8 protein-coding genes and 2 tRNA genes are annotated in these 12,982 nt (G+C 75.5%); 4 read left to right on the forward strand and 6 right to left on the reverse strand.

Features of this window, described 5'->3' with window-relative positions:
- Positions 1 to 10: 10 nt before the first annotated feature.
- Positions 11 to 4,786: a hybrid sensor histidine kinase/response regulator gene (locus tag GBN72_RS22610; protein WP_164540805.1), complete on the reverse strand. Its 4,776-nt coding sequence runs from the start codon at positions 4,784 to 4,786 to the stop codon at positions 11 to 13.
- A 198-nt stretch (positions 4,787 to 4,984) separates the two neighbouring features.
- Positions 4,985 to 5,521 carry a subtilase-type protease inhibitor gene (locus GBN72_RS22615; RefSeq protein ID WP_151773685.1) on the reverse strand — a complete coding sequence of 179 codons (537 nt, stop codon included), beginning with the start codon at positions 5,519 to 5,521 and terminating at the stop codon, positions 4,985 to 4,987.
- A 241-nt stretch (positions 5,522 to 5,762) separates the two neighbouring features.
- Between GBN72_RS22615 and GBN72_RS22620 the strand changes: the two genes are divergently transcribed.
- Together GBN72_RS22620 and GBN72_RS22625 are read left to right on the forward strand one after the other, a co-directional pair.
- Positions 5,763 to 5,853, forward strand: a tRNA-Ser gene (locus GBN72_RS22620).
- A 265-nt stretch (positions 5,854 to 6,118) separates the two neighbouring features.
- Positions 6,119 to 6,191, forward strand: a tRNA-Arg gene (locus GBN72_RS22625).
- Positions 6,192 to 6,303: 112 nt separating this feature from the next.
- On the opposite strand, the gene GBN72_RS22630 is transcribed toward GBN72_RS22625, so the two are convergent.
- Entirely contained in the window at positions 6,304 to 6,858 is a 555-nt protein-coding gene (locus GBN72_RS22630; protein WP_151773686.1) for a hypothetical protein, read from the reverse strand.
- A 131-nt stretch (positions 6,859 to 6,989) separates the two neighbouring features.
- Here GBN72_RS22630 and GBN72_RS22635 point away from each other — a divergent pair, with 131 nt between their 5' ends.
- Positions 6,990 to 7,970, forward strand: a complete 981-nt coding sequence (locus tag GBN72_RS22635) for an NAD(P)-dependent oxidoreductase (RefSeq protein WP_151773687.1) — start codon at positions 6,990 to 6,992, stop codon at positions 7,968 to 7,970.
- Complete coding sequence (locus GBN72_RS22640) at positions 7,967 to 8,851, forward strand: DUF2797 domain-containing protein (protein ID WP_151773688.1); 885 nt, start codon at positions 7,967 to 7,969, stop codon at positions 8,849 to 8,851. The genes GBN72_RS22635 and GBN72_RS22640 overlap by 4 nt, the downstream gene beginning before the upstream one ends.
- A gap of 60 nt (positions 8,852 to 8,911) precedes the next feature.
- Here the strand turns inward: GBN72_RS22640 and GBN72_RS22645 are convergent, their stop codons facing one another.
- The 3 genes from GBN72_RS22645 to GBN72_RS22655 all read right to left on the reverse strand — a co-directional run bounded on the left by GBN72_RS22645 (position 8,912) and on the right by GBN72_RS22655 (position 12,978).
- Complete coding sequence (locus GBN72_RS22645) at positions 8,912 to 9,385, reverse strand: PPOX class F420-dependent oxidoreductase (protein ID WP_151773689.1); 474 nt, start codon at positions 9,383 to 9,385, stop codon at positions 8,912 to 8,914.
- Between the two features lie 241 nt (positions 9,386 to 9,626).
- Positions 9,627 to 10,448 (reverse strand): YceI family protein, encoded by an 822-nt coding sequence (locus tag GBN72_RS22650; protein WP_151773690.1) that lies wholly within the window; start codon positions 10,446 to 10,448, stop codon positions 9,627 to 9,629.
- A gap of 121 nt (positions 10,449 to 10,569) precedes the next feature.
- Positions 10,570 to 12,978 carry an MFS transporter gene (locus GBN72_RS22655; RefSeq protein WP_151773805.1) on the reverse strand — a complete coding sequence of 803 codons (2,409 nt, stop codon included), beginning with the start codon at positions 12,976 to 12,978 and terminating at the stop codon, positions 10,570 to 10,572.
- Positions 12,979 to 12,982: the final 4 nt, after the last annotated feature.

Raw genomic sequence — 12,982 nt, forward strand, 5'->3', positions numbered from 1 at the left:
CCCGCTCGGGTCAATTGGTGCCGATGCGCGCCAGCAGGTCGACCAGACGCTGCTGGACCTCCTCCTCGGTGGACCGCTCGGCCAGGAACAGCACCGACTCCCCCGAGGCCAGCCCCGGCAGCGCGGCCGGCTCCACGGGCGCCGTGTAGACCACCAGCGGGGTGCGGCTGAGACGGCCGTTCGCCCGGAGCCAGTCGAGGATGCCGGCCCGGCTCCGGTCCATCCGCATCAGGTCCATCACCACCAGGTTGGGCAGTATCTGCGCGGCGACCGCCGCGGCCTGGGTGTCGTCGACGGCCCGCCCGACCTGCATGCCACGCCGCTCCAGCGACGCGGTCATCGCCAGGGCGATCTCGTCGCGCCCCTCGATCAGCAGCACCCGCGGCGGGTGCTGCTCGCTGTCCCGCGGCGCCAGCGCCTTGAAGAGCACCGCCGGGTCGGCCCCGTACGCCTCCTCACGGGACGCCTGCGCCAGCCCCGCCGTCACCATCACCGGCACCTCGGCGGCCACCGCGGCCTCCCGCAGCGACTGCAGGGCGGTCCGGGTGATCGGTCCGGTCAGCGGGTCGACGAAGAGCGCGGCCGGGAACGCCGCGATCTGGGCGGCGACCTCCTCGCGGGAGTTGACCACCACCGGGCGGTAGCCGCGGTCGTTCAGCGCCTGCTGGGTGGTCGGGTCCGGTGCGGGCCAGACCAGCAGCCGGCGCGGGTTGTCCAAGGGCTCCGGGGGCAGCTCGTCGTCCATCGGGCGCGGCTGCGGCTGGTCGGAGATCTCCACGGCACCGCCCGGACCGTCCAGCGGCTCCGGACCCTCGGCGGCGTCGGCGTCCGGCGCGCCGATGGCGTAGGAACGGCCGACGGTGTGGTCGGGGGCCGGGCCCGGTCGTGCGGCGGGCGCCGACGGCCGGGGCAGGCCGACGGACGGCACCGGAGGCAGCGCCGGGACGCCACCCGGCGCGGGAGCCGCGGGCGTGGCGTCGGCCTCGGCGGCACGGTTGCCGAGCTTGCGGCGTCGGCCGTTGGCGGCCGCCCCGGCCGGCGGGGGCGTCGGCTGGCCCTGACCGGGACGGTGGGCGAACGGCACGCCCTGCCCGAGGGTGCGCACGCTGAACGCCCGGCCCTGGGTGCTGTTGGTGCTCTCCCCCGGGATCGCGGCCGCGGGCGGGAGCGCCGGGGCGGGCTGCGCGGGCGCCGGCGGCTGCGGTGCCTGAGGCGGCTGCGGTGCCGGCGGCCGGGGGGCGGCCTGGGCAGGCGTGGGCGTGGACTCGGCGGGCAGCGGCTGGGCCAGCATGGGCTGCGGCGGCTGGGTCTGCGGCCGGGACGGCTGCGCGGGCTGCTCCGGCGGCAGCGCGGTGCCCGCCCCCGGCGTCGGCGCGGCCGCGGCGGGCTGCACCGGGGGTTCGGCCGGTGTCCCCGCCGCCACGGGGGCCGCGGGCTGCGCCGCCGTCGGGGCTGCCGGAACCGCTCCCTCCGTGGCCTGCGGGGCCTGCGGGGCCTGCGGCGCGGGCGAGGCGGGGGCGCCGGGCAGGGCGGCGCCCGGCCACACCGGAGCGGGCCCGGGCACCTGCGCCACGGCCGCGCCGGCCGGGACCTGCGCGGGCACCGGCTGCGGAACGTCCTGCGGGCCGCCCTGCGACGGCACCGTGGCCACCTGCGGGGGCACGGGCTGCTGGGGCGGAACCGGCTGCGCGGCGACGGGCGTGGCGGCAGGCGCGGCGGCGATCGGCTGCTGGGCCGGCACCATCACGGCCTGCCCGGGCACGGCCTGCCCGGGCACGGCCTGCCCGGGCACGGCCTGCTGCGGCGGCACCGGCTGCGCGGGAGGCTGCTGCGCGGGGACCGGCTGGGCGGGCGCCGCGGCGGGCGCCGTGCCCTGCGGCGGCACCGGCAGCGGCTGCGCCCCCGTCGCGGGAGTCCCCGCCGGGGCGGCCTGGGGCGCCGCACCGGGTGGCACGGCCGACCGGCCCGGCACGGGAGAGGCCACGGCACCGGGCGCGCCCAGCGGCCGTACAGCGTGCTGCGCGGCGGCCGGGGGCACCGGCTGCGGAGCCTGCTGCGGAACCGGCCGAGGCGCCGCCTGCGCCGCACCGGCCGTACCGGCCGCGTCAGCCCCAGTGGCAGCACCGCCCGCACCGGCCGCCGAGGCCAGGTCACGCCCGGCGCCCTCGGTCGTACGGTCCGCGTCGGCCGGCGGCAGCGCGAAGGGGGACCGCGGCGCGGCCTCCTGCGCGGCGGCGTTCGCCTCGGCGGCGGCCAGAGCACGGCGACGCCTCCCGGACGGCTGCTGCGCGTCCGTCCGGTCGCCCTGAGCGGCGTCGCCCGCCGCCGCGGGCAGCGCGGCCGGCAGCGCCGCGGCGGCCTGCGCCTCGGGGGCACGCCCCGCGGCGGGCACCGGCACGCCCTGCGGCGGCACCGTCCCGCCCAGTCCCTCGGCGGTGGCCGCGGACCCCGCCGCGTGCTCGGCAGCCGTCACGATCGCGCCGGTCGCCACGGCCCGCACCGCGGACCCCGGCTGTCCGGGCGCGACCGGCGCCGCGCCGTTCTCCTCCGGGCTCGGCCGTCCGCGCCGGCGGCGGCCCGTCCCGGTGGCGGCCGGAACCGGGGTGCCGGAGCCCTCGACGCCCGCCGCCGTGCCCTGGACCGGGACGGCGATGTCCGCCGAGTCGTCCGCCGCGGCGGCCCGGCGCCTCCGGCGCCCGGTCGGCGCCGCGGAGGACGCCTGCTCCCCGCCCGCGGCCTCGGTGGCCCCATCGGCCCCAGTGGGCTCCGCGGACCCTGCGGTCACCGCTGTTTCGGCGGCCACCGAGCCGTCCGTGGCAGCGGCCGCGGCGGCCGCGGCGGCGGCCGTGGCCTCCGTGCCCTCCGGGGCCGCGGCGGGCCCGCGCGAGTCGTCGAGGAAGGCGTCCACCGAGGACCGCCGCGCGCGCCGCCGGCCGGTGCCGTTGCCCGGGGAGGCCGGGGCGGCCTCGGAAGCCGGGGCGGCCGCGGGAGCCGCCGTGTCGGCCGGGGCCGGGACCTCGACGACCCCCGCGCCCGCCCCCAGCGGCACCTCCAGCACGAACGCGCTGCCGCTCATCCCGGGCACCTCGTGGGTCTGCAGCACGCCGCCGTGGGCCCGGACGATGCCCTGCACGACCGGCCCGTGGACCGGGTCCCCGCCGGAGTAGGGGCCGCGCACCTCGATGCGCACCACCTCGCCGCGCTGGGCGGCCGCCACGACGACCGTGTTGTCCATGTAACCGCCCGTGGAGACGGGCGCGTTGCCGGTCGCGTCCACCCCGGCGACGTCCGCCACCAGGTGCGCCAGCGCGGTGGCCAGGCGCTGCGGGTCGACCTCCGCCTCGATGGGCGGGGCGTGCACGGCGAACTGCACCCGGCCGGGGCCGATCAGCTCCACCGCGCCGTCGACGCCGGCCGCGACCACCGCGTCCAGCATGACCCTGGCCCGGTTCAGCTCCGTCTGCCCGGCCGCCAGGGACTGGTAGCCCAGCACGTTGTCGATCATCTGGGTGATCCGGGAGTAGCCGGCCGACAGGTGGTGGAGCACCTGGTTGGCCTCCGGCCACAGCTGCCCGGCGTCGTCCGCCGCGAGGACCGACAGCTCCCGCCGCAGCTCGTCCAGCGGGCCGCGCAGCGAGCGCCCGAGCAGCATCAGCAACTGGTCGTGACGGGCCGCCAGTTCGTCGTGACGGGCCTTGTCCTGCTCGGCGAGCTCGGCGTACCGCTCCTCGGCTGCGGCGTACCGCTCCTGCGCGGCGGCGGCGGCCTCGGCGGACTGTTCGGTGAGCCCGCGGACCTCCTCGGCGTGCGCCTCGGTGAGCCCGCGGACCTCCTCGGCGTGCGCCTCGGTCAGCTTCTCCACCGTGCCGACGTGCTCCTGGCGGAGGGCGGTCAGCTCGGAGGCGTGGTCCTCGGAGAGCTTCTCCAGCTCCTCCTCGTGCCGCTTCCCGGCGTTCTCGCGCTCCTTGACCAGCTTGTCGAAGGGCCGGCGGTCGGTGAACGTCAGCACCGCGCCGACCAGCTGGTCGCCGTCGCGCACCGGCGCCGTGGTCAGGTCGACCGGCACCTTGTCGCCGCTCTTGGACCACACGACCTGCCCGCGCACCCGGTGCTTCCGGCCGGAGCGCAGCGTGTCGGCGAGCGGGGACTCGTCGTAGGGGAACGGGGCGCCGTCGGGGCGCGAGTGGAGCATCAGCTCGTGCAGCTCCCGACCGCCGAGGTCACTCGCGCGGTAGCCCAGGATCTGCGCGGCCGCGGGGTTGACCAGGACGATGCGGCCGTCGGTGTCGGTGCCCACCACGCCCTCGGAGGCGGCCCGCAGGATCATCTCCGTCTGCCGCTGCGAGCGGGCGAGTTCGGCCTCGGTGTCGACGGTCCCGGTGAGGTCGCGGACGACCAGCATCAGCAGCTCGTCACCGGTGTAGGCCGGCGAGTGGCCGTCGTGGGCCTGGCCGCCGTTCTCCAGGTTGGCGCTGGTCACCTCGACCGGGAACTCGCTGCCGTCGGTGCGGCGGGCGATCATCCGGGTCGGCCTGGTCCGGGCGTCGGCCTGCAGCGAGTCGCCGGGCCGCCGCATCGAGCCGGGGATCAGCCGGGAGTCGAACTCCGGGAGCAGATCGAGCAGTCCACGGCCGACCAGCGCGGTCCCCGGGGTCTCGAAGGCGTCCAGGGCGATGGTGTTGGCGTTGACGACGGTGCCGTTGGCGTTGACCAGGACCAGCGCGTCGGGAAGCGCGTCCAGTATGGCTGCGAGGCGAGCAGCGCCTCGGGATGGCCTGCTGCTCACGAGACGCATTCCTCCCTGTTACCGCACCGTGCTGACCGTGTGGGCCATCTTGCCAACCGGCCCGGCACGTGTCACGGGCAGAGTCTACGGGCACCGTGCGCCCCGGCGGCGCCGGATGAGAGGGAGGTCGCACAAGAGGTTGACGCGGAGTGCGAGGGAAATGTGGAGCCTCCCGCTCCGCGACCGGGGCCCCGGCGGCTACCGAACGGCCCGGATTCCCGGCAGGACCGGCACCATCGCGTCCCACCGCGCGGTACGGCAGCCGTCGCGCCGGTCGTACGAGACGTGCACCCGGCGGCCGTCCCACCATCCGGTGATCCGCGCCGTGGCCGGGCCGCCGTCCAGCATCGTGCAGAACTCCCGCGGGGCGGCCGGGGAGGTGGCGGTGAACGGGTCGGGCGGGCCGGGCCGGCCGGGCCGGCCGGCGGGGGCGGGTCGGGCGGCCCGGCCCAGCTCGTCGAGCCGGGCGCAGGCGGCCGCCACGTCCGGGTGGTCGCCGCCGCCGGGGTGGCAACGGAGCCGGAACGTGCCGTCCAGGCCCACCCCGGCGTCCCGGACGGTGATGGTCAGCCGGTCCCGCACCTCGTGGTCACCGAGCGGGGACCCGGCGGCCGGGACGGCGAGCCCGGCGGCCGCGGCCAGGGCGGTCACCGCGCCGACCACGGTGAGGACGGTCCGGGAGGCCCGGGAGGCGGCGGCGGGCCGGGCGGCGGTGCGGGAGGTCACGTGAGGCATGCCCTGCCCAACGCGCGGGGGAGCGCGCCGGTAGCGGGTACGCCGGGTGCGGGTGCGGGTGCGGGTGCGGGTGCGGTCGGCCCGCCTCCGCCGCCGATTCGTCCGGCACGTTCCTCCGGCACGCCGAAAGCCCTTTGCCCTGCGGGCCGCGCGCCTAGTACCGTGGGGGCCAATTGGTGAGGCGGCGTTCGTCTGTGTCATCATCTGCACACACCGCTCGCGCTTGCGCGAGAGCTGTGCTGGAGGCGTCGCCTAGTCCGGTCTATGGCGCCGCACTGCTAATGCGGTTTGGGCCTTCAAGCCCATCGAGGGTTCAAATCCCTCCGCCTCCGCCCCGCTCGGGCCCCTGTTCCTGGAACAGGGGCCCGAGGTGTTTTCCGCACCTCACCGGGTCCGGGGGAGCCGTGTGCCGCTCTCCCGTCGATCGGCCCGGACGCCGGCTCACGGACCCAGGACCGGGTGCGGGAGATTCCGCGTTTCCGCAGGTCAGGCAGGGTGTGCCGAATGGATTTCACATGTCGGCGGCAGTCATGTAATGTTCTTCCTGTCGCCGGGACGGGCCGAAAGGAAGCCGAAACGGAGACAACAACAGAACAAGCACTCGTAGCTTAACGGATAGAGCATCTGACTACGGATCAGAAGGTTGCAGGTTCGAATCCTGCCGAGTGCACACAGATGAGAGGCCCCGGGAGATGATCCCGGGGCCTCTCGCGTTGTCGGCGGGCCTTGCCCTGGTTCCGGCAGGCTTCCCCGGTGACCGCCGGGGGGTCTGCGCCGGGGTGTCAGCGTCGGGGGCAGGAGATCTCCGGCAGCCATTCGGGGGCGTGGCACGCGGAGAACGACCACGTCCGGTCCGAGTGGGGGTCGTCCGTGCTGTCGGTGTAGACCTCGAGGCGGCCCTGCGGCGTCAGGCGGTAGTACTCGCGGATCGGGTCGCCCTCCACGGTGGGGAAGGTGACGGCGAGTTCCGCCGTGGCGGTCTCCTCCACGGCCCGGCGCAGGCAGTCGATCTCCCGCGCGGCGTGTGTCTCCATCCGCTCCCCCTGGCGCAGGCGCACCTCGCCGCAGCCGGCGTACGGGGTCCTGGACTCCCAGCGGTCCCTGACCGGATCGTCATCCACCAGGACGAGCACGGTCAGACCGGCGAGGGCGAACAGGGTCCCCCCGACCAGCCAGCCGATCGGGAGGAACCGGGTGAGCGGTGGTCCCCCGCGGCCGCGGAGCCAGGCGGAGCCCCGGGCCGTCCGGGTGAAGGCGCCGAGCGCGACGAAGACCAGGCCGATCACGAGCGCGAACGAGGCCGTGAACGTCGGCGAACCAGCGGCAAGAGTGATCATCGGGTGATCGTGGAGGCCGGCGATCGAGGAGGTCAATGGTTCTCGCGCGGTCCGGCCGGGCGGGGGCGGTCCGCGGGTCATAGTGGGGGCGGGTACCGACGCAGAGGTTCACCGCACAGGAAGCCGAGGTCATGACCGACACACGCACCGTGGCCGTGCTGGGCACCGGGATCATGGGGGCCGCGATGGCCCGGAACATCGCCCGGGCCGGGCACCCGCTGAGAGTCTGGAACCGCAGCCGGGAGAAGGCGGAGCCGCTCGCCGCCGAGGGGGCGGGCGTGGCCGCGACCCCGGCCGAGGCGGTGGAGGGCGCCGACGTCGTCGTGACCATGCTGTACGACGGTCCCGCCGCCCTGGAGGTGATGCGGCAGGCCGCGCCGGCGCTGCGGCCCGGCACGGCGTGGGCGCAGTCGACCACGGCGGGGCTGGAGGCGCTGCCGGAGCTCGCGGGTCTCGCCGAGCAGCACGGGCTGGTGTTCTTCGACGCCCCGGTGCTCGGCACCCGGCAGCCCGCCGAGGAGGGCACGCTGACCGTCCTCGCGGCGGGTCCGGCCGACCGCCGGGAACTGGTCACGCCGGTCTTCGACGCCGTCGGCGCACGCACCGTCTGGGCGGGTGAGGACGGCGCGCGGGGTGACGCGACCCGGCTGAAGCTGGTGGCCAACAGCTGGGTGCTGGCCGTCACCGGCGCGACCGGGGAGACGCTGGCGCTGGCCAAGGGGCTGGGCGTCGCACCGGGCGCGTTCCTGGACGTCATCGCGGACGGTCCGCTCGACATGGGGTACCTGCGGGCGAAGGCCGGGCTCATCCTGGAGGACCGTCTCACCCCGGCCGCCTTCGCCGTGGAGACCGCGGCCAAGGACGCGCGGCTGATCGTGAGCGCTGGGAAGCGGCACGGGGTGCGGCTGGACGTCGCCGAGGCGAGCGCCGAGCGGTTCCGCCGTGCCGTCGAGCAGGGGCGCGGGCGGGAGGACATGGCCGCCGCGTACTGGGCGAGCTTCGACGACGGCAAGCGACCGGGGACGGGCCGGGCGGCGGGCGCGGGCCGCGTCCCGGGGGCGGGCGAAGGGCCGGTGCCGGGCGGCGGCGGAGACGGGGAGCGGGCGTCCTGACCACGCGCACCTGGCGGAGCGAGGGACTCCGCTGGACCACCGGCGGACCGCTGCTGCGCTGGGAGGGCGGCCGGGAGAGCGCCCTGCCGCAGGGCAAGCGGGTGGTGCTGGCGGTCCCCGGTGACGCGGTCCGCCGTTGCGTCGGCGCCCGCGGCAACCCGTGCCCGACGACGGCCGCCGTCCCCGCACGGTCGGCGTCCGCGCGCTGCGAGGAGTGCGCCCGGCTGGAGCGGGCGCACTCGGTGGCGGCCGACACCCGGGCCGACGATCCGCAGCCGTACCACGTCTATCTGGCGTGGTTCGGCCCCGGGATGACCAAGGTGGGCATCACCGCGGTGCGACGAGGTCCGGCCCGGCTGCTGGAACAGGGCGCGGTGGTGTTCACCTGGCTGGGACGCGGTCCGCTGATGGCGGCCCGGCGGACCGAGGAACTGCTGCGGGCGGCCCTGCGGGTGCCGGACCGGATCCCGTACGACGCGAAACGGGCCGTGCGGGCCGTGCTGCCCGCGACGCCCGGGGAACGGGCCGTCGAGGTGGCCGCGCTGCACTCGCGGGCGTCGGAGCTGACAGGGTGGCCGGAGGCGTTGGAGCGGGAGCCGTCGGCGCCGGTCGATCACGCCGCGGTGTTCGGGCTGGAGGGGCTGCCGGCTGCCCGGGGCACGGTGCGGGAGCTGGTCCCGGGCGGGGTGGTGGAGGGGCGGTTGCTGGCCGCCGCCGGACCGGACCTGCACCTGGACACCGACCGGGGGGTGGTGGTGCTGGACACGCGGCTGCTGCCGGGGTGGCCCCTCACGGCGGCCCCCGAGCGCGGCGCGGGCGAGCCGCTGCCGCTGCGGGCCCCGGCCCGTGGACCGGCCACGGACCAGCCGGGGCTGTTCTGAACGGCGGCCGGCGCGGGGGCGTCGCCTGCGGACGGCCGGGCCGTCCGCAGGGCGCGACGGTCAGTCCTGCTCCGCCAGGCGGGCGGGGAAGCCGCCGGTGGCGACCGGGCCCCAGCTGACCGGGGTGACGCGGATGAGGGACTTGCCCTGCTTGAGCATGGCGGCCCGGTACTCGTCCCAGTCCGGGTGTTCGCCCGCGATGTTCCGGTAGTACTCCACCAGCGGTTCCACCGAGTCCGGGGCGTCGATCACCTCGGCGGTGCCGTCGACCTGCACCCAGGGGCCGTTCCAGTCGTCACTGAGGACGAGGACCGAGACCCGCTCGTCGCGCTGGGCGTTGCGGGTCTTGGCCCGCTCCGGGTACGTGGAGATCACGATGCGGCCTGCGTCGTCGACCCCGCAGGTCAGCGGCGAGCCCTGCGGGCCGCCGTCGGCGCGGCGGGTGAGCAGGATCGCGCGGTGGCGGGGGCGGACGAAGTCGAGCAGTTCCTCGAGCGAGACGGAGGTGTTGGTCGCGATGTTCTTCGGTGCCATGGTCCGCAGCCTAGGGGCCGACGGGGGCCGCGGACACGCTCCGGCACGTGCGCGGACGGGAGCCGCCCGGGCGAGGACGCGCGCGGACGGAAGCCGCCGGGCGAGGGACGCGCGGACGGGAGCCGCCCCGGCGGGGACGCGCCGACGGCGACGGCGCGCGCACCGTACGGTGCGCGTCGCCGCCGCCGCTGCGGTCGGAAGTGGACGAGGAGGAGAACGGGAACGAGGGCGCGGGAGGCCGTCAGGCGGCCGGCAGCCCTGTGCCGTGCACCGCCTGGACGTCCAGCTCCACCCGCAGGGTGGTGCCGATGGCGGCGATGCCCGCCTGGACGATCTGGTTGTAGTTCATCGCGAAGTCCTCCCGCCGCAGCTCCGCGGTGGCCCGGAAGGCGGCGCGGGTGCCGCCCCACGGGTCGGCGCCGGTGCCGAGGTAGCTGAGGTCCAGGTCGACCGGGCGGACCACGCCCCGCATGGCCAGCTCGCCGTGGACGGTCCAGCGGTCCGGCCCGGCCGGGGTGAGGGCGTGGGACCGGTAGGTGATCTCCGGGTACTTCTCGACGGAGAGGAAGTCGTCGGAGCGCAGGTGGTCGTCGCGCATCCGGTTGCCGGTGTCGATCGAGCCGGCGCGGATCACCGCGTCCACGCGGGAGCGGGCGACGTCGTCGGGGGCGATCTCGACCGTGCCGGCGAACTCGGTGAACCGGCCGCGCACGCTGGAGATGCCCAGGTGCTGGGCGACCGCTCCGACCGTCGAGTGTGCCGGGTCGATGGTCCACGGGCCGGGCGGCGGGAGTTCCTCCCCGCCCTGGCGGGCCAGCGTGACGGAGCCGACCTCGGCGTTCCCGGTGGCGGTGACGATGGCGCTGGCGGCCGCGGGGGCGTAGCCGACGGCGGTGACGATCACCGTGTACGCGCCGGGGGACAGCACGGTCGCGTCCCGCACCGCGCCCTCCCGGTCCGCCTCCGCGCGCAGCACCTGCGCGCCCCGGGCGTCGGTGAGCGTGACGACCGCGTGCGACACGGCCCATCCGTCCCGCGTCCGGACTCGTGCGGTCAAAGCCATCCCGTTTTCTCCCTAAAAAGGCTTACAAATTGACCATAAAGAGACAGAGGTTGTCTGCTTGGCGGAAACGAACCGGCCGGTGGCAGGCCTCACGAGGAGACCTGCCACCGGCCGGGACCGTCTATTCGCCGGGGTGGGCGAGCTCGACGGTGTGGTCCTCGACGTCCTGCCGGACGGTCAGCGTGGTGGCCACCGGCGGGTAGCCCGTGGCGATGACCGTGTACTCGCCGCTGTCCAGGTCGGCGAAGGCGTACGCGCCGTCCTCGCCGGTGGTGGCGGTGGAGACCACGTTGCCGGCCGCGTCCAGGAGGGTGACCCGGGCGTCCGTCAGCGGACCGCGCGGGGACCGCACGACGCCCTTGAGCTGCGAGCCCGCGTCCAGTGCGGCCTCCACCCGGGTGACCCCGGTGGTGGCGACCCGGACCGGCAGCGCGCTCGGCCGGAAACCGGCGGCGTTGACCGCGACGGTCACGTCGCCCGGGACCACCGCGCCGAAGGCGAACTCGCCCTGCGCGTCGGTGGCGCCGGTGGCGATCAGGTCGCCGCGCACGTCGGTGACGATCACCATGGCGTCCGGCACCGGCTCACCGGTGGCGGCCGAGCGGACCACGCCGGTCAGGCCGCTGGTGCCGCTGAGCAGGATGTCGTACGACAGCGGCTCGCCGTTCACCGTGACGGTGGAGGCCTGCGGCTGGAAGCCGTCGGCCGAGGCGATCAGCACGTACGAGCCGACACCCGGGGCGTCCACCGCGTAGGCGCCGTCGGCCTGGGCGATGGCCCGGCCGAGCTGACGGCCCTCGAGGGAGATCAGCGTCACCGCCGCGTGCGGCAGCGGGGCGTTGTCGGCGTTGCGGACGTGGCCGTGGACCGGAAGCCCCGGGCGCTCCGGGGCCGCCGTGGCGGCGACCGCGTTGGCCGTGGTGGCGGCGACGGCTCCGGCGGACGGAGCGGCGTGCTTCGGACCCGCGGGAGCGGTGCCGGGCGCCTCGGCCTGGTCGGCGGTGACCGAACCGGAGGCCTCCTCCATCGCGGAGTGCGTCTTCAGCGGGACCTCCTTGATGAAGATCGTCAGGATGAACGCCAGCAGGGCGATCGGCGCGGAGATCAGGAAGATGTCGGCGATGCCGTGGCCGTAGGCGCTCTCCATCACCTCACGCAGCGGGGCGGGCAGGGCGGAGACGTCCGGGATGGAGTCGCTCGCGTTGCCGGAGCCCATCGCCGCGGCGTACTTCGGCGGCAGGTCGGCCAGGCCGTCCTTGACGTAGTCGGTGACCTGGTTCGCCAGCACCGCGCCGAAGGCGGAGACGCCCACCGCGCCGCCCAGCGAGCGGAAGAAGTTGGCCACCGAGCTGGCCGCGCCGAGGTCGCTGGGGGCGACCTGGTTCTGCGCCGCGAGCAGCAGGTTCTGCATCATCATGCCGACGCCCACGCCCATCACGGCCATGAAGACGGCGACGTGCCAGTACGGCGTGTCGTAGCGGATGGTGCCCAGCAGGCCCAGGCCCGCGGCGAGCAGGAAGCCACCGGCCACCAGCCAGGCCTTCCACTTGCCGGTCCGGGTGATCAGGTTGCCGGAGACTGTGGAGGAGACGAACAGACCACCGATCATCGGGATGGTCAGCACGCCGGACATGGTCGGCGACTCGCCCCGCGCCAGCTGGAAGTACTGGGCGAAGAAGATGGTGCCGGCGAACATGCCGATGCCCACGAAGAGCGAGGCGAACGCGGACAGCGCGACGGTGCGGTTGCGGAACAGCCGCAGCGGGATGATCGGCTCGGAGGCCTTCGACTCGACCAGCAGGAAGAGCAGGGTCAGGGCGATGGAACCGCCCACCATGGCGTAGGTCTGCCAGGAGATCCACTCGTACTTGTCACCGGCGAAGGTGACCCAGAGCAGGAGCAGGCAGGTCGCGGCGGCGACCAGGGTGGCGCCCAGCCAGTCGACCTTCACCTTCCGCTTGACCGTCGGGACGTTCAGCGTCTTCTGCAGCACGATCAGGGCGACCACGGCGAACGGGATGCCCACGTAGAAGCACCAGCGCCAGCCCAGCGATTCGGTGTCGGTGATGACACCGCCCAGCAGCGGACCACCCACGGTTGCGACCGCGAACACCGCGCCGAGGTAGCCGGCGTACTTCCCGCGTTCCCGCGGGGAAATGATCGAGGCCAGGATGACCTGGGACAGCGCCGCGAGGCCACCGCCGCCGATGCCCTGGAAGACGCGGAAGGCGATCAGCGTCTCGGGGTTCTGGGAGAAGCCCGCGCCCGCCGAGGCGACCACGAAGATGACCAGGGCTATCTGGATCAGCAGCTTCTTGTTGAAGAGGTCGGCGAGCTTGCCCCACAGCGGGGTGGACGCCGTCATCGCCAGCAGCGAGGAGGTGACCACCCAGGTGTAGGCGGACTGCCCGCCGCCCAGGTCGGCGATGATCCGCGGCATCGCGTTGCCCACGATGGTGGAGGAGATCATCGCCACGAACATGCCGAGCATGAGGCCCGACAGGGCCTCCAAGATCTGCCGGTGCGTCATCTGG

The sequence above is a fragment of the Streptomyces abyssomicinicus genome, from assembly GCF_008974245.1.
Taxonomy (GTDB): Bacteria; Actinomycetota; Actinomycetes; order Streptomycetales; family Streptomycetaceae; genus Streptomyces; species Streptomyces abyssomicinicus.